Here is a 24,994-nt window from a genome sequence, read left to right as displayed (position 1 = left end):
GTGGGCGGGGATGGCCCGGCCGTCCTACTTCTTCCGCTTGGCCGCCGCCCACGTCTGCTGGGCGGCGACGTCCGTCTTGATCTCGGCGAGCTGGACGGCGACGGCGCTCGGTGCCGTACCGCCGCGGCCGTCGCGGGAGGCGAGGGCTCCGAAGACGTCGAGGACGGTCCGCACCTCCGGCGTCAGGTGCGCGGAGATCTTCGCGAACTGCTCGTCGGTCAGCTCGTCCAGCTCCTTGCCGTCCGCCTCGGCGACCTTCACGCACTCGCCGGCGACCTCGTGCGCCACCCGGAACGGCACACCCTGCCTGACCAGCCACTCGGCGATGTCGGTCGCGAGCGAGAAACCGGCCGGGGCCAGCTCCTCCATGCGCTCGCGGTGGACGGTCAGCGTGGCCATCATGCCGGTGAACGCGGGGAGCAGGAGCTCCAGCTGGTCGCAGGAGTCGAAGACGGGCTCCTTGTCCTCCTGGAGATCGCGGTTGTACGCGAGGGGCAGCGCCTTGAGCGTGGCCATCAGCCCGGTGAGGTTGCCGATCAGCCGGCCCGACTTGCCGCGTGCCAGCTCGGCGATGTCCGGGTTCTTCTTCTGCGGCATGATCGACGAGCCGGTGGAGAACGCGTCATGGAGGGTGACGAAGGAGAACTCCTTCGTGTTCCAGATGATGATCTCCTCGGCGATCCGGGAGAGGTTCACGCCGATCATCGCGGTGATGAACGCGAACTCCGCCACGAAGTCGCGGGAGGCCGTGCCGTCGATGGAGTTGGCGACGCTGCCGTGCTCGAACCCGAGGTCCTTCGCCACCGCCTGGGGGTCCAGGCCGAGGGAGGAGCCGGCCAGCGCGCCGGAGCCGTAGGGCGAGACGGCGGTCCGCTCGTCCCACTGGCGCAGCCGCTCCCCGTCCCGGGACAGGGACTGGACATGGGCCAGGACGTGATGCGCGAACAGCACGGGCTGGGCGTGCTGGAGGTGGGTGCGCCCGGGCATCGCCACGTCCGGGTGCGCCTCGGCCAGGCCGATCAGCGCCTCCTGGAGGTCGGCGATCAGACCGCCGATGATCCGGGCGTGGTCGCGCAGGTACATCCGGAAGAGCGTGGCCACCTGGTCGTTGCGGGAGCGGCCGGCCCGGAGCTTGCCGCCGAGGTCGGGGCCGAGGCGCTCCAACAGGCCGCGCTCCAGGGCGGTGTGCACGTCCTCGTCGGCGATCGTGCCCACGAAGGAGCCGTCGGCGACGTCCGCCTCCAGCCGGTCCAGGCCCTCGATCATGCGTGTGAGCTCGTCCTCGGTGAGCAGTCCCGCACCGTGCAGCACGCGCGCGTGGGCACGCGAACCGGCGATGTCGTAGGGCGCGAGGCGCCAGTCGAAGTGGACCGACGCGGACAGCTTGGCCAGGGCCTCGGCGGGACCGTCGGCGAACCGTCCGCCCCAGAGCCGGACGTCACCGCTGTTGCTGCTCACTTGCGTTACTCCTCGAAAGGTGTGGATGTGCCACCGCCTCCCCACGCCTACGGGCGTGAGGAGGCGGCTGCCAGGCTAGTGCTCGGGGGGCTTCGAGGCGGCGGACACGACGCGGTCCGCGCCGTGTGCCGTACCGCTTAGGCCAGATCCCGCTTGGCGGCGATCTTCGACGACAGGCTGTAGATGTCGATGAAGCCCTTGGCCGCGGCCTGGTCGAAGGTGTCGCCGGTGTCGTACGTGGCGAGGTCGAAGTCGTAGAGCGAGGTGTCGGAGCGCCGGCCCGTGACGACCGCGCGGCCGCCGTGCAGGGTCATCCGGATGTCGCCGTTGACGTGCTGGTTGGCCTCGTCGATGAAGCCGTCCAGGGCCCGCTTGAGCGGGGAGAACCACTGGCCGTCGTAGACCAGTTCGCCCCAGCGCTGCTCGACCTGCCGCTTGTAGCGGGCGAGTTCGCGCTCGACCGTGACGTTCTCCAGCTCCTGGTGCGCGGTGATCAGCGCGATCGCGCCCGGAGCCTCGTACACCTCACGGGACTTGATGCCCACGAGCCGGTCCTCGACCATGTCGATCCGGCCGATGCCCTGGGCGCCGGCGCGCTCGTTGAGCTGCTGGATGGCCTGGAGGACGCTGACGGGCTTGCCGTCGATGGCGACGGGGACACCCTGCTTGAAGGTGATGATCACCTCGTCGGCCTCGCGGGCCTCGGCGGGGTTCGAGGTGTACTCGTAGATGTCCTCGATCGGGGCGTTCCAGATGTCCTCCAGGAAGCCCGTCTCGACCGCGCGTCCGAAGACGTTCTGGTCGATGGAGTACGGGGACTTCTTGCTGGTGGCGATCGGGAGCTGCTTCTCCTCGCAGAAGGCGATCGCCTTGTCCCGGGTCATCGCGTAGTCGCGGACCGGGGCGATGCACTTGAGGTCGGGGGCGAGGGCGACGATGCCGGCCTCGAACCGCACCTGGTCGTTGCCCTTGCCGGTGCAGCCGTGGGCGACCGTGGTGGCGCCGTGCTTCTGCGCGGCGGCTACGAGGTGCTTGACGATCGTCGGCCGGGAGAGCGCGGAGACCAGCGGGTAGCGGTCCATGTAGAGGGCGTTGGCCTTGATCGCCGGGAGGCAGTACTCGTCGGCGAACTCGTCCTTGGCGTCCGCGACCTCGGCCTCGACGGCGCCGCACGCGATGGCTCGCTTACGGATGACGTCCAGGTCCTCGCCGCCCTGGCCGACATCGACCGCGACGGCGATGACCTCGGCGCCCGTCTCCTCGGCGATCCAGCCGATGGCGACGGAGGTGTCCAGACCGCCTGAGTAGGCGAGTACGACGCGCTCGGTCACGGGATTCTCCTCAACAGTGCATTCGCTGACATGCATGAGTATGCAGCACTCTGCATGGTTCGTCAATCGCGACCCGCCCCGGCACGCTCGGCCGGGGAATCCTCACCGAGGGTTGAACACTCGTAATCGTTTCCGCGTATCTCCCGCTGAACGCAGGCGCCGCGTTCGCGTACGAGAGGCCCACGAACGGCGGCCGACCGGTCGAACACCGGACGGCCGCCCGTCCCCGACCCGAGTGAGGATTCCGCATGTCCAGGGCTCTTCCGAAGTACAACAAGCGGCGCGTCGTGATGATCGGCGGAGCCTCCGCCGTGGTGCTGTCCGCGGCGGTGATCGCCGGCAGCGCCCTGGCGGGCGAGACGCACACCACCGCCCAGAACGCCACGACGAAGGCCGCCGCGAACACGGTGAACTGCCCGGCGGTCGCCCCGAGCCTGCCCGCGGTCCCCGCGTCCGCGAAGGCCGAGGTCGACCGGAATCTGGCCCTGCTGAACACCCAGATCGCCGAGGCGAACAAGCGACTGGTCGACACCGCCGGACAGGGCGGCCCCAACTTCGTCCAGAACGCGATCCTCGGCCCCCTCAAGGACAAGCGCGTCGCCACCGTCAACCGCATCGCGACGGCCATCGGCCGCACGGCCGCCAAGCCGCAGGGGCTGGACGCGCTCGCGCCCTGCACGCTGAACACCGCGGGCGGCGCGGCCACGGGCGGCACGGGCGCCGTCTCCGCCGCGCCGAGCGCCCCGGCCACCGCGCAGGCGGGCGGGGCCGCCTCCGGATCGGGCGCCGCCACCGCCGCGGGCACCATCGGCTGCCCGGACGTCGCCTCACAGCTCCCCGCCGTCCCGGCCTCCGCGAAGGCCGAGGTCGACCGCAACCTGGCCCTGCTCAACACCCAGATCGCCGAGGCGAACAAGCGACTGGTCGACACCGCCGGACAGGGCGGCCCCAACTTCGTCCAGAACGCGATCCTCGGCCCCCTCAAGGACAAGCGGGTCTCCACCATCGACCGCATCGCCATCTCCATCGGCCGCACCGCCGCCAAGCCCACCGGACTCGACACCCTGGCCGCCTGCACGCTCACCAAGTGACCTGACCGGTGAGGCGCCCGCCCCGCAGACGCCGGCCGGGGCGGGCAACGGGTTCCGGCGGTGCCCCTGAACGGCGCCGCCGGAACCCGCAACCCCTTAGACAGACGAAAGGTTTTCCCCGATAATCGTTAGACATGGGAAAGACCTATGAGCGCATCGACGGCCGCCTCCGCACCTTCATCGAGGCGCAGCCCCTGTTCTTCACCGCGACCGCACCGCTGTCCGGGGACGGCACGGTCAACCTCTCACCCAAAGGCCTCACCGGCTCGTTCGCGGTTCTCGACGAACTGACCGTGGCCTACCTGGACTTCGCCGGCAGCACCGCGGAGACGATCGCCCACCTGCGCGAGAACGGCCGGATCACGCTGATGTGGTGCGCCTTCCAGGGCCCGCCCAACATCGTCCGGGTGCACGGCCGCGGCGAGCCCGTCTTCCGCGACGACCCGCGCTTCGCGGAACTCCTCACCCACTTCGGCGCCATCGACCCGACCCTGCACGGGCTGCGCGCGATCATCGTCGTGACCGCCGAACTCGTCCGCGACAGCTGCGGCTACGCGGTGCCCTTCATGGCGTACGAGGAGGACCGCGATCTGCACGGCAAGCGGTTCTCGCGCGAGGACGACGAGTCGCTGAGCGCGTACTTCACCAAGAAGGAGCACATCGCGACCAGCCTGGACGGACTTCCCGGGCTGCCGCTGCCGTTGCCCCCCAGTACGGTCTGAGCCATGCGCCTCGGAGCCGCCGTCCTCGCGTCCGCGTCCCTGTTCGCCCTGGCCCCGAGCGGGCCCCCGCCCGTCGCCGTGCTGCCCGCGCGCCTGGCCGACACCGGTGGCGGGACCCAGCTCGTCACCGCGGAGGCCCCGCGCGCGGACACGGCCTCGGGGACCCTCACCTGGTGGGACCTGCGGGGCGGGCACTGGGTGCGGGCCGGCTCCGCGCCGGCGCGGTTCGGGGCGCGCGGACTCGTCGAGGGCGGGGCCAGGCGCCAGGGCACGAACACGACACCCACCGGGCTGTACGAGCTGCCGTACGCGTTCGGGATCCGGGCGGCGCCGCGCGGGACCGCGATGCCGTACCGCCGGGTGGACCAAGACTCCTGGTGGTGCCAGGACAACGCCTCCCGGTCGTACAACCGGTGGACCGAACCGCGCCCGGCGGACTGCCGGGCCGAGGAGTCCGAGCACCTGATCACCTACGACAGGCAGTACGCGTACGCCCTTGTCATCGGCTTCAACTACGAGCGGCCGGTGCGGGGGCGCGGCGCGGGGATCTTCCTGCACGTGGACGGGAGCGGGGCCACGGCGGGGTGCGTGTCCGTGCCCGAGGACGCGATGCGGCGGATCCTCGCGTGGGCCGATCCGGCGCGCGGGCCACACATCGCCATCGGCACGACCGGCGGGGAGACGGCGGTCACCCGCTACTGACGGGGCGAGACCGGTCGGCACCCCCGCCGACGGCCGGCGGCGGGAATCGGTGCTCGACCGGTCCTGACGGTGCCGGGAGCGACACCCGACCGGTGCCGACGACGCAGGGAATCGGCACTCGACCGGTCCTGACCGTGCCGGGGCGCGGTCGGTGGGCCCCGTTCAGGCCGCGGGGAGGCTGACCGTGAAGACGGTCGCTCCCGGACGGCTCTCCAGGGTGACCGTGCCCTCGTGCGCCTCGACCACGGCCGCCACGATCGACAGACCGAGCCCCGCCCCGCTGCCGGAGCCGTCGGCGCGGCGCCGGTCGGCCCGGGTGAAGCGCTCGAAGACGCCCGGCCGGACGTCCTCGGGGACCCCGGGGCCGTCGTCACGGACCCTCAGCACGGCCTCCTCGCCCACCTGCTCCAGGGACACCGTCACCCGGGTGCCCATCGGCGTGTGGACCCGCGCGTTGGCCAGCAGATTGGCCGACACCTGCTGGAGCCGGTGGGCGTCGCCCGTCACCGTCACCGGCTCCTCCGCCAGTTCGAGGACCCAGCGGTGACCGGGGCCCGCCGCTCGGGCGTCGGTCACCGCGTCGAGGACGAGACGGGTGAGGTCGACGGGAAGGCGTTCCAGGGGGCGGCCGGCGTCGAGGCGGGCCAGCAGGAGGAGGTCGTCGACCATCTCGCCCATGCGCGCCGACTCGGCGGCGATGCGTTCGAGGGCGCGCGTCACCTTCGGCGGCACCGGGCCGGGGTGCAGCAGCGCGAGCTCGGCGTGGCCGCGGACGGAGGCGACCGGGGTGCGCAGCTCGTGACTGGCGTCGGCGGCGAAGGTGCGCAGCCGCTCCTCGCTCGCGTGCCGCTTGGTGAGCGCGTCCTCGACATGGCCGAGCATGCGGTTGAAGGCCGCGGCGACCCGGCCGACCTCGCTGCGCGGGTCCGATTCGGGCGCCCGGGGAGGCAGGGCCACCTCACCGCTGGCGAGCGGGAGTTCACTGACCCGGGTGGCGGTCGCGGCGACCCGGTTCAGCGGCCGGAGCGACCAGCGCACCCACAGGGCCCCGGCGACTCCGGCGACCACGAGGGCCACGCCGAAGACCAGGGAGGCGACGAGTTCCAGCCGGTGGACGGCCGCGTCGACCGGTTCCGTCGGCAGCCCGGTGATCAGGACGTCGCCGTCCTTGCCGGGCGTCGCCAGGACGCGGTAGTCGCCCAGCGCCGAGAGGCAGACGGTGTGGGCGCGGCCGTCCGCCGGGACCGCGGCGAGGACCGCCTCGTCCCGCGCGGTCGGATCCACGTTCCGCACGGCCGTGCCGGAGCCGGGCGGTACGACGGCGGCGGTCGTGACCTGGCCGCCGACCAGTCGCGCTCCGAACGTGCCGGTGCTCTGGCGCCGGGTGTCGCCGTGCTCGTCGCCGTCGTGGTCCGACGGCTTCGCCGTGCTGTGTTCGAGGCTCGCGGGGAACCGGGGCCCGGCCTCCTGGAGCTGCTGGTCGAGGCGGCCGGTCAGAAAGCCGTCCAGCTCGTAGACCGCGGCCACGCCGACGGCCGCGCAGCTGACGGTCAGGAGCACCAGGAGACCGGCGGTGAGGCGGGCGCGCATCGTGCGGGGGCGCGGCAGCGCGCTCACGGCCGCCGGCAGTCGCCGCCACCGGCGTCCGGACCCGGCCGTCCCCGGTGTGCCCGGTGTGCCCGGCCTCACCGGCCCGCCGCGGGCTTGATGACGTACCCGGCGCCCCGGACCGTGTGGATCATCGGATCGCGGCCCGCGTCGACCTTCTTGCGCAGATAGGAGATGTAGAGCTCGACCACATGGGCCTGGCCCCCGAAGTCGTAGGACCAGACACGGTCGAGGATCTGCGCCTTGCTGAGCACCCGGCGCGGATTGCGCATCAGGAAGCGCAGCAGCTCGAACTCGGTCGGCGACAGCTCGATCAGATCGCCGCCCCGGATCACCTCCCGGGCCTCCTCGTCCATCGCCAGGTCCCCGACGACGAGCCGCGGGCCCTCGTCGACGCGACGGGCCATGCCGGCGCGGCGGAGCAGTCCGCGCAGCCGGGCGACGACCTCCTCCAGGCTGAACGGCTTCGTGACGTAGTCGTCACCGCCCGCCGTGATGCCGGCGATACGGTCCTCCACGGTGTCCCGGGCGGTGAGGAACAGGACGCAGACATCCGGCAGCACGGTGTGCAGGTCGCGCAGCACGGCGAAGCCGTCGGTGTCGGGGAGCATCACGTCGAGGACGACGGCGTCGGGCAGCAGCTCGCGCGCCCCGGCGGCGGCCGAGGCACCGTCGAAGGCGGTACGGACCTCCCAGCCCTCGTAGCGCAGCGCGCCGGAGAGGACCTCGGCCAGATCCGGATCGTCGTCGACGACCAGGACACGCACGGGGGTGCCGTCGGGCCGGGTGAGCGCGGGCGGCCTCCCGGCCCCCCGCGAACGAACGGCGGCGTCCCCGGCCTCCGGGTCGGCACCCGGTTCCGGGCCGACACCGGACTCCGGGGCGGCACCGGACTCCGGGGCGGCACCCGGTTCCGGGGCGGCACCCGGTTCCAGGTCAGGACCGGTCGCCGGGTCAGGACCGGTCGCGGGGTCAGGACCGGTCGCCGGGTCGGCACCCGGTTCCGGGCCGACACCGGACTCCGGGGCGGCACCGGACTCCGGGGCGGCACCGGTCGCCTGCGCGGTGGCGGTGGCGGGCTTCCGGGCGTCGCTCGTGCCGCGGGGTGGGGCGAGCGCGCCGTCGGGGGCCGGGATCTCGGGGTCCGGGGTGGCAGTGTTCATGTCGCCTTCCAGCATCGCTCCTGGCGGGGGCCACTCCCTGCCGCACGGGCTCTGAGTTTCCTCTGAGTCGCCTCTCCCCCGGAACATCCCCCTCCCCGCCGCTCGCCCGCTCTCCCCCTCCGCTCTGAGTTCCCTGTGAGTCCGCCCGGGACGGGCTCGTTCAGAGCCTCCTCAGAGGTTCACGACGCAGAGTTTGGCTCCGGACGCGGGAGAGGGACGGACAGATGACCACGGTGTACGAGCGGGCCGACCCGCGCACGACACGAGGACGCGGGCGGCCCCGGCCCTCCCCCGCGGGGCCGCTGCTCGCCCTGCTGTGGGCCGGAGCGGCCGCGGTCCTCGCCCTGTGGTGGACGGACACACAGTCGGTGGTGGGCCCGGCCGGCTGGCTGACGGACGCCGGACGGATCGCCGGGCTGCTGTGCGGCTACAGCTGCGCCGTCCTGGTGGCGCTCATGGCCCGGGTCCCGCTGCTGGAGCGGCGCGTCGGATCCGACCGGGTGGCCCGCTGGCACGCGATGGCCGGCCGCTACACGATCTGTCTGCTGGCCGCGCACGTCACCCTGATCCTCCTCGGCTACGCCGCCCAGGACGGCACGGGCGTCGTCCACGAGACGCTGAGCGTGGTGTTCGACTACCCGGACATGCTCAAGGCGACGACCGGCACGGTCATCCTGTTCGCCGTCGGGATCACCTCCGCACGCCTGGCCCGCCGCCGGATCAGCCACGAGTTCTGGTACTACGTGCACCTGCTGACGTACGTGGCCGTCTTCCTGGCCTTCTTCCACCAGCTCGCCCTCGGCTCCGACTTCGTCGGCGACACGGCGGCCCGGGCGGCCTGGTACACCCTGTACCTCGGCACGGCCGCGCTCGTGGTGTGGTTCCGGCTGCTCGCCCCGGTGCGGCTCAACCGGCGCCACCGGCTGCGCGTGGACTCGGTGTACCGGGAGTCCCCCGGGGTCTACTCCGTCGTCGTCCGCGGAGAGCGGCTCGACGAACTGGACGCGCGGCCGGGCCAGTTCTTCCGCTGGCGGTTCCTCACGGACGGCATGCGGTGGACCTCGACCCCGTACTCGCTGTCGGCGCCGCCCCGGCCGGACCTGATGAGGATCACGGTGAAGGCGCTCGGCGACCACAGCGCGGCCGTGGGGATGCTGCGGCCCGGCACCCGGGTGTGGGCGGAGGGACCCTACGGCTCGCTGACCGCGGACCGGAGCGGTACGTCCAAGGCCCTGCTCGTCGCGGGCGGTGTCGGCATCACGCCGCTGCGCGCCCTGTTCGAGACCCTGCCCGGCCAGGTCACGCTCCTCTACCGGGCGCGCACGGCCGAGGACCTGGCCCTCGGCGGTGAGCTGGAGGACATCGCGCGATGGCGCGGGGCCCGCGTCCTGTACGCGCTCAACGGCGCCGACGGCAGCCGGCCGCGGTTCACCGCCGACTCGCTGCGCGGGGCCGTGCCGGACCTCGCGGAGCACGACGTCTATCTCTGCGGGCCCCCGGCGATGGCGCGGGACCTGTACGGGGCGCTGCGCGCAGCGGGTGTCCCCGACCGCCGTATCCACCACGAGTCGTTCGAGCTGTGAGGCCGCCGTGCACGCCCTGAAGAAGAACCGCCCGCTGCGCCGGGTGACGCTGGCGGCCGCCGCCACGGTCACCGGTTTCGTCCTGCTGCTGTCGCTGAAGCCGCACACGGCACCCACCCCGGCGGGCGCCTCGTCGTCCGTGGGGCGGTCCCCCTCCTCGTCCTCCTCGTCCTCCTCGTCCGGCGGCTCGTCGGGGAACTCCTCGGGAACGTCGGGAGGCTCCAAGAGCTCGGGGACCCGGACCGTCACCGGCGATACGGCGCAGACCCGTTGGGGTCCGGTCCAGGTGCGGATCACGCTGAAGGACGGCCGGATCACCGAGTCCGCCGCGGTCGCCTATCCTTCGGGGAATCCCCGGGACCAGGAGATCAACAGTTACGCGATTCCCCAGCTCAGGCGCGAGACACTCGCCGCGCAGAGTGCACAGATCGACTCGGTGTCCGGAGCGACCTACACCAGCGACGGATACAAGGAGTCACTCCAGTCCGCACTCGACTCGGCAGGCCTCTGAACGCACGGGCGTCGTGGACCGTATCTCTGGGCCAGGGGGCCACTCCCCTCACCCCGTCTCTCCAGGACGAACACGGAGGAACCGTGTCCACGATCGCCGGTGGTCGCGCCGCGCGGCGCCAGACCATGCGCCGAATCCGCCCTCGCCGCTCGCCCGCCGTCCCGCTGCTGATCGCCGTCTGGGCCGGCGCCGCCGCCGTCCTGTGGCTGTGGTGGAACAACACCCCGTCCATCGCGGACAACAACGGCAGGATCCTCAACGCCGGCCGTATCACCGGGCTGCTCGCCGGCTATCTGATGGCGCTCGTGGTGCTCCAGATGGCCCGCGTCCCCGCCCTCGAACGCCGTGTGGGATCCGACCGGGTGGCGCGCTGGCACGCGATGACCGGCCGCTACACCATCTGCATGGTCCTCGCCCATCTCTTCCTGACGATGTGGGGCTACGCCCTCCAGTCCGGCAAGGGACTCGGCGGGATCGTGCAGCAGACCATCGACTCGGTCAACCAGCTGCCCGACATGGGCAAGGCCGCCATCGGCACGGGCCTGCTCGTGCTCATCGGCTTCATCTCGGTGGGCTGGCTGCGCCGGCTGATCCCGTACGACACCTGGTACCACGTCCACCTGCTGACGTACGCGGCGGTGTTCCTGACGTTCTGGCACCAGCTGTCCACCGGCAACGACTTCGCGGTGGAGCCGATCGCCAAGACCGTCTGGTACGGGCTCTACGGTTCGGTGACCGCGCTGGTCATCTGGTACCGAATCCTTTCTCCGGTGCGGCTGAACCTGAAGCACCGGATGCGGGTCCAGGCGGTCATCGAGGAGACGCCCGGCATCGTGTCGGTGCTGATCAGCGGACGCAAGCTGCACCGCATGGGCGCCGAGGCCGGACAGTTCTTCCGCTGGCGCTTCCTGGCGCCCGGGATGCGCTTCAGCTCCCACCCGTACTCGCTGTCGGCGGCGCCGCGCCCCAACATGCTGCGCATCACCGTGAAGGCGATCGGCGACCACAGCGCCGCCCTGCGTGACCTGGAGCCGGGCACCCGGGTCTGGGCCGAGGGCCCGTACGGCGCGCTGACCGCGGGCAAGCGCAGCCGCGGCAAGGTGCTCCTGGTGGCGGGCGGTGTCGGCATCACCCCGATGCGGGCGCTGTTCGAGACCCTCCCCGGCGCCTCGGGCGACCTCACCCTGCTCTACCGGGCCAACACCACCCAGGACCTGGCCCTGTGGGACGAGCTCGCCGCCATCTCCAAGGAGCGCGGGGCACGGCTGATGTACGCGGTCAACAGCCCCGAGGGCGAGCGGCCGGACATCTCCGCGGACTCCCTGCGCCGCAAGCTGCCCGACATAGACCACCACGACGTCTTCATGTGCGGGCCGCCCGGCTTCGCCCAGGAGGTGTACGCGGCACTGCGCGGTGCGGGGGTCCCCGCCCGCCGCATCCATCACGAGTCGTTCGAGATGTGAGCGACGGGAGTCAGGAACGATGAAGAAGAATCACCCCATACGGCGCTTCGTGCTGGCGAGCGCCGCCACCGTGTCCGGGATCGTGCTGCTGCTCGCGCTCAAGCCGGCCTCCGACCCGGCCGCGGCGGCGGCACAGGCCGGTGCGGCATCCCAGCAGAGCGCGGGCGCTCAGGGCGCGCCCCAGGGCGGCACCGCCCAGCAGACGGGTGCCGCCACCGTCCTCGGTGACGTGGTGCAGACCGAGTACGGGCCGGTCCAGGTGCGGCTGACCATGAGCGGCGGCAAGATCACCAAGGCGGACGCGGTCCAGGCGCCCAAGGGCGGGACCAGCGACCAGAAGACCGCGCTCTCGGTGCCCAAGCTCAACCAGGAGGCCGTCACGGCGCAGAGCGCCGACATCGACAGCGTCTCCGGCGCCACCTACACCAGCGGCGGCTACAAGAAGTCCCTCCAGTCGGCCCTGGACAAAGCGAAGACGGCGGGCGGGACGTCGGCCTCCTCCGGGTCCGCCGGCTCCTCCGGGTCCTCGGGCTCCGCGGGCAAGGCCTCCGCGGCCCCGGCCGCGCAGGCCCGCGTCGTCACCGGGACGGTGTCCGACACCCAGTACGGCCCCGTCCAGGTCCGGCTCACCCTCGCCGGCAAGAAGATCACCAAGGCCGAGGCGGTCCAGGCCCCCAAGGGCGGACTCAGCGACCAGAAGACGGCGCTCTCGGTGCCCAAGCTCAACCAGGAGGCCGTCGCGGCGGGCAGCGCCCACATCGACAGCGTCTCCGGCGCCACCTACACCAGCGAGGGCTACAAGGAGTCCCTCCAGTCGGCCCTGGACAAGGCCGGTGTCTGAGCCCGCGCAGGACGCGCCCCAGGAACTGCGGCACGCCGAGGAGGTGATGGGCACCGTCTTCTCCTTCGACGTGCGCGGCGGCGAACCCGAGGCCGTGCGAACGGCGTTGGGCGAGGCGATCGCGGGACTCCACCGCGTGGACGAGGTGTTCAGCACCTACCGCGAGGACAGCCAGATCTCACGGCTGGCCCGCGGGGAACTCACCGTCGAGGAGTGCGACCCGGAGGTCGCCGAGGTCCTCGGCCTCGGCGCCGAGGCCGAGCGCGTCAGCGACGGCTGGTTCAGCACCCGTTACGAGGGGCGGATCGACCCCACGGGGATCGTCAAGGGCTGGGCGGCGGAGCGCGCGGCCCGGCACCTCGCCGCGACCGGGGTGAGCGGAGTGAGCGTCAACGGCGGCGGTGACGTCCAGCTGCGCGGCGTCCCCGGACCGCACCGCCCCTGGCGGGTGGGCGTGTCCGACCCGCTCCGTCCGGGCTCGCTCGCCGCGGTGATCTCCGCGGCCGGCGCCGACGAGCTGGCCGTCGCCACCTCCGGCACCGCCGAACGCGGCGCCCACATCATCGATCCGGGCACGGGGAAGCCGGCGGTCACCGACCTGTTGGCCGTGACGGTGGTGGGCCCCCGTCTGACCTGGGTGGACGCCTGGGCGACCGCGGCCTTCGCAATGGGCTCGCGGGCGGGCCTGGACTGGCTGGAGTCCCTCCCGGACGTGGAGGCGCTGCTCATCACGGCGGGCAACGAGGTCCGGTGCACGGGAGGCCTCTCCCGGCGTCTGGGCTGAGCGCCGCCCGCTCACCGGGGCACCCGCCCCCGTGAGCGGGGCACCGGACGACGAAGGCGCGCCCCGCTCCGGGGCGCGCCTCCACCGTCGTACGCTTCAGTGCTCGTTCTGGGCCAGCCGCAGCAGATGGTCGGCCAGCGCCTGACCGCCCGTCGGATCGCGGCTGATCAGCATCAGGGTGTCGTCCCCCGCGATCGTGCCCAGGACGTCGTGCAGCTCCGCCTGGTCGATCGCCGAGGCGAGGAACTGCGCCGCGCCCGGCGGGGTGCGCAGGACCACGAGGTTCGCCGAGGCCTCGGCGGAGATCAGCAGCTCCGAGGAGAGCCGGCGCATCCGCTCCTCCTTCGCCGACTCCCCCAGGGGCGCGCGCGGGGTGCGGAAACCGCCCTCGCTCGGCACCGCGTAGATGAGGTCGCCGTCGTTGTTGCGGATCTTCACCGCGTTGAGCTCGTCGAGGTCCCGGGAGAGCGTCGCCTGAGTGACGTTCAGCCCGTCGTCGGCGAGGAGCTTCGCCAACTGGCTCTGCGAGCGCACCGGTTGCCGGTTGAGGATGTCCACGATCCGGCGGTGGCGTGCGGTGCGGGTCTGCGGCACGGCAGGCCCTGCGTGCTCGTGGTCCTGCGCCTGACTCATCGTCGTCGTCCCATTTCCCGGGATCACCCGTCCCCGTTGGCTGCGTCGAGGATGCCGGGAAGGGCCCGGAGGAACGCGTCCACCTCGTCGTCGCCGAGGTTCAGCGGCGGCATCAGCCGTACGACATCGGGTGCGGGCGCGTTCACCAGGAGACCGGCGTCCTGAGCCGCCTTCTGCACCTGGGGCGCGAGCGGCTCGGTGAGCACGATACCCAGGAGCAGTCCCGCGCCCCGGACATGGTCGATCAGCGGATGGCCGGAACCCTCGATCCCGTCCCGCAGCTTCTCGCCGGCACGCTTCACGTTGTCCAGCAGGCCCTCGGACTCGATCGTGTCGAGCACGGCGAGTCCGGCGGCGCAGACGACCGGGTTGCCGCCGAAGGTGGTTCCGTGGTGGCCCGGCTCCAGCAGGGCCGCGGCACGGCCGAAGGCGACGGTGGCGCCGAGCGGCAGTCCTCCGCCGATTCCCTTGGCGAGCGTGACGATGTCGGGCAGGACGCCTTCGTGGGCCTGGTACGCGAACCAGTGGCCGGTGCGGCCGATCCCGGTCTGCACCTCGTCCAGGACGAGCAGGGCGCCATGGGCCGCGGTGATGGCGCGGGCCGCCTTCAGATAGCCGGGGGGCGGGACGACGACGCCGTTCTCGCCCTGGATCGGCTCGATGATCACCAGCGCGGTGTCCTCGGTGACCGCCTCGGCGAGGGCCTGCGCGTCGCCGTACGGGACGTGCGTGACGTCGCCGGGCAGCGGCAGGAAGGGTTCCCGCTTGCCGGACTGGCCGGTGAGGGCGAGGGCGCCCATGGTCCGCCCGTGGAAGCCGCCGGTGGTGGCGACCATATGGGGCCGGCCGGTCAGCCGGCCGATCTTGAACGCGCCCTCGTTGGCCTCGGCGCCCGAGTTGCAGAAGTACACCCGGCCCTCGCGGCCGAAGAGCTGGAGCAGCCGCTCGGCGAGGGCGACGGGCGGTTCGGCGACGAAGAGGTTGGAGACGTGCCCGAGGGAGCGGATCTGGCGGCTCACGGCCTCGACGATCGCCGGGTGCCCGTGTCCGAGGGCGTTGACCGCGATGCCGCCGACGAAGTCGAGGTACTCGTTGCCGTCGGCGTCCCACAGCCGGGTCCCGGCGCCGCGGACGAGCGGCAGTCGCGGGGTGCCGTAGTTGTCCATGAGCGCCCCCTGCCACCGCCGGGTGAGCTCCGCGTTCGTCAGGTCGCCGGTCATTGCGTGTCCCCCGCTTCGTCGTCGTCCGGCACGACCATCGTGCCGATGCCCTCGTCGGTGAAGATCTCCAGCAGGATCGAGTGCTGGACCCGGCCGTCGATGACACGGGCGGTGGTGACGCCGTTGCGTACGGCGTGCAGGCACCCCTCCATCTTCGGCACCATGCCGCTGGCGAGCTCGGGCAGCAGCTTCTCCAGCTCGGAGGCGGTGAGGCGGCTGATCACCTCGTCGCTGTCGGGCCAGTCCTCGTACAGTCCCTCGACGTCCGTGAGGACCATGAGGGTCTCGGCACCCAGTGCGGCAGCGAGTGCCGCAGCCGCCGTATCAGCATTGACGTTGTAGACATGTCCGTCGTCCTGGCTCCGGGCGATCGAGGAGACGACCGGGATACGGCCGTCGGCGAGCAGTGCCTGGATCGCGCCCGTGTCGATCGCGGTGATCTCGCCCACCCGCCCGATGTCGACCAGCTCGCCGTCGATCCGGGGCTGATGCTTGGTGGCGGTGATGGTGTGCGCGTCCTCGCCGGTGATGCCGACGGCGAGCGGGCCGTGCTCGTTGAGCAGTCCGACGAGCTCGCGCTGGACCTGTCCGGCGAGCACCATGCGGACGACGTCCATCGCGTCCTCGGTGGTGACGCGCAGGCCGGCCTTGAACTCGCTGACGATGCCGTGCCGGTCGAGGGCCGCGCTGATCTGCGGTCCGCCGCCGTGCACGACGACCGGCTTGAGGCCCGCGTGGTGCAGGAAGACGATGTCCTGGGCGAAGGCGGCCTTGAGCTCGGTGTCGATCATGGCGTTGCCGCCGAACTTGACGACGACGGTCTTGCCGCGGTGCCGGGTCAGCCAGGGCAGCGCCTCGATGAGGATCTGCGCCTTGGGCAGCGCGGTGTGCTTGCGGGTCGGATTGCTCATGAGGAGTACGCGCTGTTCTCGTGGACGTAGTCGGCGGTGAGGTCGTTGGTCCAGATCGTGGCGGTCGCGTCGCCTGCGGCGAGATCGGCGACGATGTGGACCTCGCGGTAGCGCATGTCGACGAGTTCGCGGTCCTCTCCGACCCCGCCGTTCTTGCAGACCCAGACACCGTTGATGGCGACGTTGAGCCGGTCCGGTTCGAAGGCTGCCCCGGTGGTGCCGATGGCGGACAGGACGCGGCCCCAGTTGGGGTCCTCGCCGTGGATCGCGCACTTGAGGAGGTTGTTGCGGGCGATGGAGCGGCCCACCTCGACGGCGTCGTCCTCGGTCGCGGCGCCCACGACCTCCACCTTGATGTCCTTGCTCGCTCCCTCGGCGTCCCGGATCAGCTGCTGGCCCAGGTCGTCGCAGACCGCGCGGACGGCCTCGGCGAACTCCGCGTACTCCGGGGTGACTTCACTGGCTCCGGAGGCGAGCAGCAGCACGGTGTCGTTGGTGGACATGCAGCCGTCGGAGTCGACCCGGTCGAAGGTGGTGCGGGTGGCGTCCCGCAGCGCGCTGTCGAGCACGGCGCCGTCCACGTCCGCGTCGGTGGTGAGCACGACGAGCATGGTGGCCAGGCCGGGGGCGAGCATCCCGGCGCCCTTGGCCATGCCGCCCACCGTCCAGCCGTCCCCGGTCACCACCGAGGTCTTGTGCACGGTGTCGGTGGTCTTGATGGCGATGGCGGCCTTCTCGCCGCCGTGCGGGCCGAGTTGCGCGACGGCCAGGTCGATGCCCGGCAGCAGCTTGTCCATCGGCAGCAGCACGCCGATGAGGCCGGTCGAGCACACGGCGACGCTTCCCGCGCCGATGCCACCGAGCGTCTCGGCGACCTTCTCGGCGGTGGCGTGGGTGTCCTGGAAGCCCTTGGGCCCCGTACAGGCGTTGGCACCGCCGGAGTTGAGGACGACCGCGTTCAACTCGCCGCTCTTGAGGACCTGTTCCGACCACAGGACCGGTGCGGCCTTCACACGGTTGGAGGTGAAGACACCCGCGGCGGCGCGGCGGGGCCCGGTGTTGACCACGAGGGCCAGGTCCGGGTTGCCGTTCGCCTTGATCCCGGCGGCGACGCCGGACGCGGTGAATCCCTGTGCTGCCGTGACACTCACGGTGCGACTCCGATCGTGGAAAGCCCCAGGTCCTCGGGGAGTCCGAGGACGAGGTTCATGCTCTGGACGGCACCGCCCGCAGTGCCCTTGGTGAGGTTGTCGATGGCGCTGATCGCGATGATGCGGTGCGCGGCGGCGTCGAAGGCGACCTGGACCTGAACGGCGTTGGAACCGTGGACGGACGCCGTGGCCGGCCACTGCCCCTCGGGCAGGAGGTGGACGAACGGCTCGTCGGCGAAGGCCTTCTCGTAGGCGGCCCGGACGGACTCGGCCGTGACGCCGGACTTCGCCCTGGCGCTGCACGTGGCGAGGATGCCCCGGGACATGGGCGCGAGGGTGGGGGTGAAGGAGACGGTGACGGGTTCACCGGCGGTGGCGGAGAGGTTCTGGATCATCTCCGGGGTGTGCCGGTGGCCGCCGCCGACGCCGTACGGGCTCATCGAGCCCATGACCTCGCTGCCGAGCAGGTGGGCCTTGGGCGTCTTGCCGGCGCCCGAGGTGCCGGAGGCGGCGACGATCACGGCCTCGGCCTCGGCGAGGCCCGCCCCGTAGGCGGGGAAGAGGGCCAGCGTGGCGGCCGTCGGATAGCAACCGGGTACCGCGATGCGCTTGGACCCCTCCAGCGCGGCGCGGGCACCCGGTAGTTCGGGGAGGCCGTAGGGCCAGGTCCCGGCGTGGGCGGATCCGTAGAAACGCTCCCAGTCGGCCGGGTCCTTCAGCCGGAAGTCGGCGCCCATGTCGACCACGAGGACGTCGGGGCCGAGCTGCTCGGCGACCTCGGCGGACTGTCCGTGGGGCAGTGCGAGGAACACGATGTCGTGGCCGCGCAGTTCCTCGGCGGTGGTCTCGGTGAGGACGCGGTCCGCGAGCGGCAGCAGATGGGGCTGGATCCCGCCGAGCCGCCGGCCCGCGTTGGAGTTGCCGGTCAGGGTGCCGATCTCGATCTCGGGGTGTGTCAGGAGCAGGCGCAGCAGTTCCCCGCCCGCATACCCACTCGCTCCCGCCACCGCCGCACGCATCGCCATGGAACCCTCCTCTTGGATGGCATGACTATACGTTTCGCTGCACGTTTATGCAATCTACTTCGATGACCGCCGGGACGCCGGGGCACCCCTTCCACCGGGGCGCCCGCTCCGGTCGGGCACCACACGATCGGACCCGGAGGAAATGCGCGGGCCGTTCCGATGAATTCCGATCAAAGGCCGGCATCCGCTTCGCCGGGGACCGCCGGCCTGGAACCATCCCCGGCATGCGTCTCCCCCGGGCCCCGCACAGGGCTCTCCTCCTCTGCGTCGCCGCGGCGACGCTCGCCGCCTGTTCCGGGTCCGGCTCCGGTTCCTCGGACCGGCCGCCGGGCGCCCCGGGGACCGGCGGCCCCTCTCCGTCCGTCACGGCGGACACGCGGCAATCCGTGGTGACCTTCGCCGGGGTGACCCCGCTGGGGGCCGAGGACGCGCGCCGGACGGCGGACCGGATGCGGGCGCGCGCCGAGGCGCTGGGGCTCCGGGACGTACGCGTCGAGACGCGCGAGGGCCGGGTCACCGTCACGGGCCGCAGTGCCGACGAGAAGAGGCTGACCGGGCTGGGCGCGTCGGGCCGGCTCGGTTTCCGCCCCGTCCTGGCCGAGGAGACGGCCGGCGCGACGACGCCGCAGCCGTCGCCCAGCGCCACCTCGGCGCGGGGGCGTGCCGTCACCGAAGGGCTGCGCCCCCGTGCCGCCGCTTCGGCGAGCGCGAGTGCCGGGCCCGGTCCGGCCGTGGGCGACGCGCAGGACGCGGCGCTCCAGGCACGCTTCGCGGCACTGGACTGCTCGGCACGGGAGAGGCCCGCGGTCGAACGGGAGGCCGCCGCGCGGGACTCCGTCGTCGCCTGCGGGACCGACGACGGCGGAGCCACCCCACAGGAGAAGTTCGCTCTGGGGCCGACGGCGGTGGACGGAACCCATGTGTCCTCGGCCGAAGTGGTGAAGGACAAGCAGACCGGAGGTCCGCTCGTACGGCTGGGCTTCGACTCCGTCGGCGCCCGGCAGTTCTCCGCCCTCACGGGGAAGCTCTCGATGAACACCCCGCCGCAGAACCGGATGGCCATCGTCCTGGACGGCGTCGTGATCTCCGCCCCGTCCGTCTCCCAGCGGCTCGACGGGGGCGGCGCGGACATCTTCGGAAGCTTCACCCGCGCGTCCGCCGAGCAGCTCGCCGTCACTCTCGGCTCGGGCGCGCTCCCGGCACCGGTGTCGGTGACGGAGGTGACCCGGCTCCCGAGAAAATGAAAAAGGTGCCGTACGAGCCGTACGGCACCCCTCGGGCGCGGCACCCCGGGGGCCGGCGGCTGAGCCGCCGGTGAGGGGGGAGGTGAGGACGGAGGTCAGGAGCGCTTGGCGTCGCGCTCCGCGTTCTTCTCCTTGATGCGGACCGTCTCCTTGCGGACCTCCGCCTGGGTGGCGCGCTCACGGCGCAGCCACCCGGGGTCCTCCGTCTTCAGCGCCTCGATCTGCTCGGTGGTGAGGGCCTCGCTGACGCCGCCGCGGGCGAGTCCCGCGATGGAGATGCCCAGCTTGGCGGCGACGACCGGACGCGGGTGCGGGCCGGTGCGGCGCAGTTCCTGGAGCCAGGCGGGCGGGTCGGTCTGCAACGCGCTCAGTTCGGTACGCGAGACGACACCCTCCTGGAACTCGGCGGGGGTGGCCTCGAGGTACACACCCAGCTTCTTCGCCGCGGTGGCGGGCTTCATCGTCTGGGCGGTCTGGTGCGAACTCATGGAGTCAAGGGTATCGAGCGTGCGGGCCGCCGCCGACCATCGCGGGTGCGCTGGCCGTGGCTACGCCGATCCACCGCCGGTGCGGAGACCGCGGCCGGGCCGGTCGTCGCGGGTGCGGTGGCCGGGACCGGTCCGGTCGTCGCCGGTGCGGTGCCGGTGGCCGCGCCGGGTAATCTGACGTGGTGACCGGCTCCGAAACATCCCCCTCGTTCAGGCTCGCCTACGTTCCGGGGGTGACGCCCTCGAAGTGGGTGCGGATCTGGAAGGAACGCCTGCCGGACGTGCCGCTGACCCTCGTCCCGGTGTCCGCGGACGAGGTGTACGACGTCCTGCGGCGCGGCGACGCCGACGCGGGCTTCGCGCGGCTGCCGGTCGACGGCACCGACCTCAGCGCGATCCCCCTGTACGCCGAGACCACGGTCGTCGTGGTCTCCAAGGACCACATCGTCGCGGCGGTCGAGCAGATCGTCGGCGAGGACCTCGCCGACGACATCGTGCTGCACCCCCTCGACGACCCGCTGGACTGGGAGAGCCTGCCGGGCCGGCCCGCGCTGGAGCGGCCCGCCACCACCGCGGACGCCGTCGAACTCGTCGCGGCGGGCATCGGGGTCGTGGTCGTTCCCCAGTCCCTCGCCCGGCTCCATCACCGCAAGGACCTCACCTACCGGACGGTCGTGGACGCCCCCGAGTCGCGGGTCGCGCTGGCCTGGCCCGAGGAGCGGACCACGGACCTGGTGGAGGACCTGATCGGCATCGTGCGCGGCCGCACGGTCAACAGCACGCGCGGGCGCTCCCAGACACCGCCCTCGACGCAGCAGAAGGACCGGGGCGCGGCGAAGTCCGCCAGGTCCGCGTCCGGGAAGTCCGGCGCGGGCGGCGGCTCCGGGCGCAAGCCCGCTCCCGGCAAGACGAGTGGCAAAGGCGGAGGCAGGACCACGACCCGGGGCAGCGGCCCGAAGGGCGGGGGCACCGGCGGCCCGAAGGGCGGCGCGAAGCGCGGAAAGCCCCGCCGCAACCCCTAGCGCGGCGTGAACGGCAGGGACAGCGCGCCGTGAAGGGCAGGGACTCCGCCGCGATCCCGAGCACGGCGTGAAGGGCGGAAACCGCGCCGCGATCCCGTGAGGCGCCGATGGCGTCCGGTGCGCGGGGCCCGTCGCCGGCCGTCGGCCACGGGCGGCAGGATGGGGGAAGCCGGAGCGCGTCGAGCGGGCGCTTCGCATCGGACGGGACGGAGATCGGGACGGCATGGGCGAGTTCTGGCCGGTCGAGGACGCGCTGACGTACCTCGGCGGAACCTGGCGGGTCGAGCGCACCGTCCGGGACCTCGCGAGCGACGCCGAGGGACGCTTCACCGGCACGACGGTCTTCGGCCCCTCGGACGACGGCGGACTGCTGCACCGGGAGTCGGGCAGGTTCGTGTGGCAGGGCGTCGCCCGGCCCGCCGAGCGGACCCTGCGGTTCCTGCCGGGACACGCCCCCGGGACCGCTCTCGTACGCTTCTCCGACGGCCGTCCGTTCCACGACCTGGATCTGACGAGCGGGCACTGGGTCACCGACCATCCGTGCGCGGCCGATCTCTACCGGGGCGAGTTCACCGTCCACGACCAGGACCGCTGGCGGTCCGTCTGGCGGGTGCGCGGGCCCGCGAAGGACCTGGTGCTCACCACCGGCTACGCGCGTCCGACCTGAGCGGGCGCCCCGTCGACGCGCAGATTCCAGCGGCCCGCCCGGCCCGTCACGGTGATCGCCGACAGGGGACGGACGTCGATGTTCCAGTACGTCGACGGCGGCGCCTTCAGCGCGTAGACCAGTGCGGCCCGTACGACCGACGGCTCGGCGACGGCGACGATGCTGCCGCCGTCCTCCCCCGGGCGGGTGTCGAGCCAGGCGCCGACCCGGGCGATGAAGGACAGCAGGCTCTCACCGCCGTGGGGCGTGGAGCGCGGGTCGGACAGCCAGGAGTCCACGGCCTCGGGCTCGCGGGCCATGGCCTCGCCCAGGGTGAAGCCCCGCCAGCGACCCATGTCGCAGTCACGCAGAGCGAGTTGGACGAGCGGGGCGTAGCCGAGGACGTCACCGGTGGCCCGGCTGCGGGGTGTCGGCGCGCAGTAGCGCAGCTCGGCCGCCGCCAGCGGCAGCAGCCCCGCGGCGGCGCGCTGCGCTTCTTCCCATCCCGCCTGGTCGAGCGGCCGGTCGTCCTCGAAGCGCTCCGCGAGCAGCGTGGAGCTGCGTGCGGCGGCGACGAACGTGACCCGAAGATGCATGCGCAGATCGTGGAGCGCCTGCCTCCGCAGGTCAAGGGTGTTACGCAGAGTGTCCGAATATGCACGGGACACCAACAGCCGGTCTGTGCACCGGCTGTGCGGACGCCCCGGATCCGATCACCCCACCGACCCGCCGCCGCGTCCCCGGTGGTGCGCGGTCCGGTCGTGTCCGTTCAGACCCGCACCTCGTCGTGGGCCGCCGCCAGCCGTCGTACGCCCTCGGTGATCTCCTGCGTCCCCGCGACCGCCGCGAAGCTCAACCGGATCTGCGCGGCAGGGGGTTCGGCGCTGTAGTAGGGGCGGCCGGGGGTGACGGCCACTCCGGCGCGAAGAGCGGCGGCGGTGAACGCGGACTCGTCGGTTCCGTCGGGCAGCCGGGCCCACAGGTGGTAGCCGCCGAACGGCACATGAGGCAGGGCGAGTTCGGGGAGCCGCAGGAGCAGCGCGGCGGTCATGGTGTCGCGCCGGGCCTTCAACTCGGCCGAAACGGTGCGTAGATGGCGCGGCCAGGCGGGCGAACCGACGAGTTCGAGCGCGGCCTCCTGGAGCGGGCGCGGCACGAAGAAGGTGTCGACGACCTGGATGGCGCGCAGCCGTTCCAGCACCGGACCGCGCGCCGCCAGGGCGCTCACCCGGAAGCTCGGCGAGGTCGCCTTGGTCAGGGAACCGACGTGCACGACGACTCCGTCGGGGTCCTCGGCGGCCAGCGGACGCGGCAGCGGGCCCGCGTCCTCGTGCACCAGACGGCGTACGAAGTCGTCCTCGACCACGAAGGCCCCGGCCTCCCGCGCGATCCGCAGCACCTCGCCGCGCCGTTCGGGCGCGAGCACGGCGCCGGTCGGATTCTGGAACAGCGGCTGGCAGACGAAGACGCGGGCGCCGGTGGCCTTGAAGGCGTCGGCCAGGAGCTCGGGCTTCACCCCGTCGGCGTCGACCGGGACCGGGACGGGGCGCAGACCGGCGGCGCGGGCGATGGCCAGCATGCCCGGATACGTCGGCGACTCGACCAGGACCGGGGCGCCGGGCGGAGCGAGCGCGCGCAGGGCGGTCGTCAGGGCGGCCTGACCGCCCGCCGCGACCAGCACCTCGGCGGCGCCGATCGCCCCGCCGATCCCGCGCGCGAACCACTCGCGCAGTTCGGGCAGTCCCTCCATGGGGGGCCGGGACCAGGCTCCGGGGCGGCGGCCGGCCCGGGAGAGGGCGGCGCCCATCGCCCGCTCAGGCTGGAGCGAGGGGTGCAGATAGCCGCCGTTGAACTCGACGACACCGGGGGGCGGCGCGGCGAGCGAGACGAGAACGCCGGAGGCGTCCACGGTGCGGGGAACGGCCTCGGTCGCGGCGTCCGCGCTGAGCGCGATCTCCTGCCAGGACGTGTCGCCGGTGGAGGTGACGGGGGGCCTCGGCCGCGCCCGGAAGGCTCCCGCGCCGGGCCGGGTGACGACGAGCCCCTCGGCGGCCAGCTGCGCGAGCGCCCGCGACACCGTCACCGGGCTCACGCGGAAGCGCTCCACGAGCGCCCGGCTGGACGGCAGCTTTCCACCCGGAGAGTAGCGGTGCAGCTCCTTGCGCAGCTGTTCCGCCAGATCGTCCACACTGCTACGCTCATGCATGAGAGCAGAGAGTAGCGCTATCGACCGAACCGCGATAGCGGTCAGCACCGACGCGGAGCCGCTCGCCGCCACCCCGTCGCGGTTCCCCGCCCAGGGAGACCGTCGTGCGGGCACCCTTCAGGCGGCCCTGGGCGTCACCGCCTTCTCCCTCACCTTCCCCGCGACCGCCTGGGGCCTCCAGGGCTTCGGCCCCTGGTCGCTGGTGACCGTGCGCTGCGTCCTCGCGGCGGTCGTCGCGGGCGGCTGTCTGCTGGCGCTGCGCATCCCCCGGCCGGCCCGGCGGCATCTGGCGGGCCTCGCCGTGGTCGCCGCCGGGGTCGTCCTCGGCTTCCCTCTCCTGACGACCCTCGCCCTGCGGACCTCGACCACCGCCCACGCCGCCGTCGTCGTGGGTCTGCTGCCGCTGACGACGGCGCTGTTCTCGGCGCTGCGCACCGGCGCGCGGCCCTCGCGGACGTTCTGGCTGGCGGCCTGCGCGGGCGCGGCGGCGGTGATCGCGTTCACCGTGCAGCAGAGCGGCGGGGCCCTGACCGGTGCGGACGCCTATCTCTTCGGGGCCCTGCTGATCTGCGCGGCGGGCTACACCGAGGGCGGCCGGCTGGCCCGGGTGATGCCGGGCTGGCAGGTCATCGGCTGGGCCCTGGTCCTGTGTCTGCCGCTCAGCGTCCCGGGCGCGCTGCTCGCGCTGTCCTACGAACCGGTGCGGCTGACGGCGCACAGCGTGACCGGGCTGCTGTGGGTCGCGGTCGGTTCGCAGTTCGCCGGGCTGGTCGTCTGGTACCGGGGGATGGCCTCGATCGGGGTTCCGAAGGCCAGCCAGTTGCAGCTGGCCCAGCCGCTGCTCACACTGGTGTGGTCGGTACTGCTCCTGGGCGAGCGGCTCACCCCGGCGGCACCCCTGACGGCGGCCGCCGTCCTCGTCTGCATCGCTCTGACCCAGCGGGCGCGCGGCTGACCCACAGGCGAGGAGACCGTTCAGATGCACGCAACCAAAGGCGACAAGCTCGTGCAGCACGGCCGGACGGTCGGCCGGCACGACAAGGTCGCGGAGATCACCGAGGTCATGGGAGCCGAAGGCTCTCCCCCCTACCGCGTGCGGTTCGAGGACGGTCACGAGGCGGTGTGCTCGCCCGGCCCCGACTCCGAGATCCGCCACCGGGAGATGCCGCCGCGGTAGGACGTGCGCCGGGA

Annotated in this window: 25 protein-coding genes; 13 read left to right on the top strand and 12 right to left on the bottom strand. The window is 72.7% G+C overall.

The genetic code is table 11. The features are described 5' to 3' along the window. Window positions 1-24: 24 nt before the first annotated feature. Both argH and ACZ4AA_RS19270 read right to left on the bottom strand, forming a co-directional pair. Window positions 25-1,458, bottom strand: coding sequence for an argininosuccinate lyase (gene argH, locus ACZ4AA_RS19275; protein WP_467603079.1), 1,434 nt, complete (start codon window positions 1,456-1,458; stop codon window positions 25-27). Between the two features lie 137 nt (window positions 1,459-1,595). Beyond that, a complete protein-coding gene (locus ACZ4AA_RS19270; RefSeq protein ID WP_467603076.1) occupies window positions 1,596-2,789 on the bottom strand; it encodes an argininosuccinate synthase in 1,194 nt (397 codons plus the stop codon). A 248-nt stretch (window positions 2,790-3,037) separates the two neighbouring features. Between ACZ4AA_RS19270 and ACZ4AA_RS19265 the strand changes: the two genes are divergently transcribed. The 3 genes from ACZ4AA_RS19265 to ACZ4AA_RS19255 all read left to right on the top strand — a co-directional run bounded on the left by ACZ4AA_RS19265 (window position 3,038) and on the right by ACZ4AA_RS19255 (window position 5,304). Continuing rightward, a complete protein-coding gene (locus ACZ4AA_RS19265; RefSeq protein WP_467603073.1) occupies window positions 3,038-3,880 on the top strand; it encodes a hypothetical protein in 843 nt (280 codons plus the stop codon). A 134-nt stretch (window positions 3,881-4,014) separates the two neighbouring features. Beyond that, window positions 4,015-4,602, top strand: coding sequence for a pyridoxamine 5'-phosphate oxidase family protein (locus ACZ4AA_RS19260; RefSeq protein ID WP_467603069.1), 588 nt, complete (start codon window positions 4,015-4,017; stop codon window positions 4,600-4,602). Between the two features lie 3 nt (window positions 4,603-4,605). Next, window positions 4,606-5,304, top strand: coding sequence for a L,D-transpeptidase family protein (locus tag ACZ4AA_RS19255; RefSeq protein ID WP_467603065.1), 699 nt, complete (start codon window positions 4,606-4,608; stop codon window positions 5,302-5,304). Between the two features lie 162 nt (window positions 5,305-5,466). Here the strand turns inward: ACZ4AA_RS19255 and ACZ4AA_RS19250 are convergent, their stop codons facing one another. After that, a complete protein-coding gene (locus tag ACZ4AA_RS19250; RefSeq protein ID WP_467603333.1) occupies window positions 5,467-6,894 on the bottom strand; it encodes a sensor histidine kinase in 1,428 nt (475 codons plus the stop codon). A gap of 95 nt (window positions 6,895-6,989) precedes the next feature. Continuing rightward, complete coding sequence (locus tag ACZ4AA_RS19245; RefSeq protein WP_467603331.1) at window positions 6,990-7,679, bottom strand: response regulator transcription factor; 690 nt, start codon at window positions 7,677-7,679, stop codon at window positions 6,990-6,992. Between the two features lie 620 nt (window positions 7,680-8,299). On the opposite strand from ACZ4AA_RS19245, the gene ACZ4AA_RS19240 reads away from it, so the two are divergent. The 5 genes from ACZ4AA_RS19240 to ACZ4AA_RS19220 all read left to right on the top strand — a co-directional run bounded on the left by ACZ4AA_RS19240 (window position 8,300) and on the right by ACZ4AA_RS19220 (window position 13,257). Next, on the top strand, window positions 8,300-9,658 hold the full coding sequence (locus ACZ4AA_RS19240) for a ferredoxin reductase family protein (RefSeq protein WP_467603061.1): 1,359 nt from the start codon (window positions 8,300-8,302) through the stop codon (window positions 9,656-9,658). A gap of 7 nt (window positions 9,659-9,665) precedes the next feature. After that, window positions 9,666-10,169 carry an FMN-binding protein gene (locus ACZ4AA_RS19235; RefSeq protein WP_467603057.1) on the top strand — a complete coding sequence of 168 codons (504 nt, stop codon included), beginning with the start codon at window positions 9,666-9,668 and terminating at the stop codon, window positions 10,167-10,169. Between the two features lie 125 nt (window positions 10,170-10,294). Then, entirely contained in the window at window positions 10,295-11,632 is a 1,338-nt protein-coding gene (locus ACZ4AA_RS19230) for a ferredoxin reductase family protein (RefSeq protein WP_467603328.1), read from the top strand. A 19-nt stretch (window positions 11,633-11,651) separates the two neighbouring features. After that, window positions 11,652-12,473 (top strand): FMN-binding protein, encoded by an 822-nt coding sequence (locus ACZ4AA_RS19225; protein ID WP_467603053.1) that lies wholly within the window; start codon window positions 11,652-11,654, stop codon window positions 12,471-12,473. Window positions 12,474-12,519: 46 nt separating this feature from the next. Then, on the top strand, window positions 12,520-13,257 hold the full coding sequence (locus tag ACZ4AA_RS19220) for an FAD:protein FMN transferase (RefSeq protein ID WP_467603325.1): 738 nt from the start codon (window positions 12,520-12,522) through the stop codon (window positions 13,255-13,257). 96 nt (window positions 13,258-13,353) lie between these two features. Here ACZ4AA_RS19220 and ACZ4AA_RS19215 read toward each other — a convergent pair whose 3' ends face one another. From ACZ4AA_RS19215 to argC, 5 genes are read right to left on the bottom strand one after another with little or no spacing between them, the layout of a single operon-like run. Next, on the bottom strand, window positions 13,354-13,890 hold the full coding sequence (locus ACZ4AA_RS19215; protein ID WP_467603049.1) for an arginine repressor: 537 nt from the start codon (window positions 13,888-13,890) through the stop codon (window positions 13,354-13,356). A gap of 23 nt (window positions 13,891-13,913) precedes the next feature. After that, complete coding sequence (locus ACZ4AA_RS19210) at window positions 13,914-15,110, bottom strand: acetylornithine transaminase (protein WP_467603045.1); 1,197 nt, start codon at window positions 15,108-15,110, stop codon at window positions 13,914-13,916. Further along, window positions 15,107-16,021, bottom strand: coding sequence for an acetylglutamate kinase (gene argB / locus ACZ4AA_RS19205; protein WP_467603042.1), 915 nt, complete (start codon window positions 16,019-16,021; stop codon window positions 15,107-15,109). The genes ACZ4AA_RS19210 and argB overlap by 4 nt, the downstream gene beginning before the upstream one ends. Further along, window positions 16,018-17,172: a bifunctional glutamate N-acetyltransferase/amino-acid acetyltransferase ArgJ gene (gene argJ / locus ACZ4AA_RS19200; RefSeq protein WP_467603038.1), complete on the bottom strand. Its 1,155-nt coding sequence runs from the start codon at window positions 17,170-17,172 to the stop codon at window positions 16,018-16,020. The genes argB and argJ overlap by 4 nt, the downstream gene beginning before the upstream one ends. Continuing rightward, the gene (argC, locus tag ACZ4AA_RS19195) at window positions 17,169-18,197 is read right to left on the bottom strand and encodes an N-acetyl-gamma-glutamyl-phosphate reductase (protein ID WP_467603035.1); all 1,029 of its coding nucleotides are present in this window, start codon (window positions 18,195-18,197) and stop codon (window positions 17,169-17,171) included. The genes argJ and argC overlap by 4 nt, the downstream gene beginning before the upstream one ends. A gap of 224 nt (window positions 18,198-18,421) precedes the next feature. Between argC and ACZ4AA_RS19190 the strand changes: the two genes are divergently transcribed. Further along, window positions 18,422-19,441: a SecDF P1 head subdomain-containing protein gene (locus tag ACZ4AA_RS19190; protein ID WP_467603031.1), complete on the top strand. Its 1,020-nt coding sequence runs from the start codon at window positions 18,422-18,424 to the stop codon at window positions 19,439-19,441. A 95-nt stretch (window positions 19,442-19,536) separates the two neighbouring features. Here the strand turns inward: ACZ4AA_RS19190 and ACZ4AA_RS19185 are convergent, their stop codons facing one another. Further along, window positions 19,537-19,929, bottom strand: a complete 393-nt coding sequence (locus ACZ4AA_RS19185; protein ID WP_467603028.1) for a DUF5997 family protein — start codon at window positions 19,927-19,929, stop codon at window positions 19,537-19,539. A 182-nt stretch (window positions 19,930-20,111) separates the two neighbouring features. On the opposite strand from ACZ4AA_RS19185, the gene ACZ4AA_RS19180 reads away from it, so the two are divergent. Both ACZ4AA_RS19180 and ACZ4AA_RS19175 read left to right on the top strand, forming a co-directional pair. Continuing rightward, window positions 20,112-20,951 carry a LysR family transcriptional regulator substrate-binding protein gene (locus ACZ4AA_RS19180; RefSeq protein WP_467603025.1) on the top strand — a complete coding sequence of 280 codons (840 nt, stop codon included), beginning with the start codon at window positions 20,112-20,114 and terminating at the stop codon, window positions 20,949-20,951. A gap of 223 nt (window positions 20,952-21,174) precedes the next feature. Further along, window positions 21,175-21,618 carry a DUF6314 family protein gene (locus tag ACZ4AA_RS19175; protein ID WP_467603021.1) on the top strand — a complete coding sequence of 148 codons (444 nt, stop codon included), beginning with the start codon at window positions 21,175-21,177 and terminating at the stop codon, window positions 21,616-21,618. Here ACZ4AA_RS19175 and ACZ4AA_RS19170 read toward each other — a convergent pair. Together ACZ4AA_RS19170 and ACZ4AA_RS19165 are read right to left on the bottom strand one after the other, a co-directional pair. Then, window positions 21,600-22,193, bottom strand: coding sequence for a histidine phosphatase family protein (locus tag ACZ4AA_RS19170; RefSeq protein ID WP_467603018.1), 594 nt, complete (start codon window positions 22,191-22,193; stop codon window positions 21,600-21,602). The genes ACZ4AA_RS19175 and ACZ4AA_RS19170 overlap by 19 nt on opposite strands. A 173-nt stretch (window positions 22,194-22,366) precedes the next feature. Continuing rightward, window positions 22,367-23,803, bottom strand: a complete 1,437-nt coding sequence (locus ACZ4AA_RS19165; protein ID WP_467603014.1) for an aminotransferase-like domain-containing protein — start codon at window positions 23,801-23,803, stop codon at window positions 22,367-22,369. On the opposite strand from ACZ4AA_RS19165, the gene ACZ4AA_RS19160 reads away from it, so the two are divergent. Next, window positions 23,802-24,758: a DMT family transporter gene (locus ACZ4AA_RS19160; RefSeq protein WP_467603011.1), complete on the top strand. Its 957-nt coding sequence runs from the start codon at window positions 23,802-23,804 to the stop codon at window positions 24,756-24,758. The genes ACZ4AA_RS19165 and ACZ4AA_RS19160 overlap by 2 nt on opposite strands. 24 nt (window positions 24,759-24,782) lie before the next feature. Beyond that, the gene (locus ACZ4AA_RS19155) at window positions 24,783-24,980 is read left to right on the top strand and encodes a DUF1918 domain-containing protein (protein ID WP_467603007.1); all 198 of its coding nucleotides are present in this window, start codon (window positions 24,783-24,785) and stop codon (window positions 24,978-24,980) included. Window positions 24,981-24,994 lie beyond the last annotated feature (14 nt).

The organism is Streptomyces sp. NPDC024698, assembly GCF_055559015.1.
Note: the sequence above shows the minus strand (reverse complement) of the source record. Positions and strands in the feature narration are given on the sequence as shown.

Coding starts and splice junctions, on each gene's coding strand:
- ACZ4AA_RS19175 (WP_467603021.1), top strand. CDS start 21,175: ATGGGCGAGTTCTGGCCGGTCGAGGACGCGCTGACGTACCTCGGCGGA.
- ACZ4AA_RS19215 (WP_467603049.1), bottom strand. CDS start 13,890: ATGAGTCAGGCGCAGGACCACGAGCACGCAGGGCCTGCCGTGCCGCAG.
- ACZ4AA_RS19160 (WP_467603011.1), top strand. CDS start 23,802: ATGAGAGCAGAGAGTAGCGCTATCGACCGAACCGCGATAGCGGTCAGC.
- ACZ4AA_RS19185 (WP_467603028.1), bottom strand. CDS start 19,929: ATGAGTTCGCACCAGACCGCCCAGACGATGAAGCCCGCCACCGCGGCG.
- ACZ4AA_RS19170 (WP_467603018.1), bottom strand. CDS start 22,193: ATGCATCTTCGGGTCACGTTCGTCGCCGCCGCACGCAGCTCCACGCTG.
- ACZ4AA_RS19165 (WP_467603014.1), bottom strand. CDS start 23,803: ATGCATGAGCGTAGCAGTGTGGACGATCTGGCGGAACAGCTGCGCAAG.
- ACZ4AA_RS19155 (WP_467603007.1), top strand. CDS start 24,783: ATGCACGCAACCAAAGGCGACAAGCTCGTGCAGCACGGCCGGACGGTC.
- ACZ4AA_RS19250 (WP_467603333.1), bottom strand. CDS start 6,894: ATGCGCGCCCGCCTCACCGCCGGTCTCCTGGTGCTCCTGACCGTCAGC.
- ACZ4AA_RS19230 (WP_467603328.1), top strand. CDS start 10,295: ATGCGCCGAATCCGCCCTCGCCGCTCGCCCGCCGTCCCGCTGCTGATC.
- ACZ4AA_RS19190 (WP_467603031.1), top strand. CDS start 18,422: ATGCGTCTCCCCCGGGCCCCGCACAGGGCTCTCCTCCTCTGCGTCGCC.
- ACZ4AA_RS19260 (WP_467603069.1), top strand. CDS start 4,015: ATGGGAAAGACCTATGAGCGCATCGACGGCCGCCTCCGCACCTTCATC.
- argC (WP_467603035.1), bottom strand. CDS start 18,197: ATGGCGATGCGTGCGGCGGTGGCGGGAGCGAGTGGGTATGCGGGCGGG.
- argB (WP_467603042.1), bottom strand. CDS start 16,021: ATGAGCAATCCGACCCGCAAGCACACCGCGCTGCCCAAGGCGCAGATC.
- ACZ4AA_RS19240 (WP_467603061.1), top strand. CDS start 8,300: ATGACCACGGTGTACGAGCGGGCCGACCCGCGCACGACACGAGGACGC.
- ACZ4AA_RS19225 (WP_467603053.1), top strand. CDS start 11,652: ATGAAGAAGAATCACCCCATACGGCGCTTCGTGCTGGCGAGCGCCGCC.
- ACZ4AA_RS19220 (WP_467603325.1), top strand. CDS start 12,520: ATGGGCACCGTCTTCTCCTTCGACGTGCGCGGCGGCGAACCCGAGGCC.
- ACZ4AA_RS19255 (WP_467603065.1), top strand. CDS start 4,606: ATGCGCCTCGGAGCCGCCGTCCTCGCGTCCGCGTCCCTGTTCGCCCTG.
- ACZ4AA_RS19210 (WP_467603045.1), bottom strand. CDS start 15,110: ATGACCGGCGACCTGACGAACGCGGAGCTCACCCGGCGGTGGCAGGGG.
- ACZ4AA_RS19265 (WP_467603073.1), top strand. CDS start 3,038: ATGTCCAGGGCTCTTCCGAAGTACAACAAGCGGCGCGTCGTGATGATC.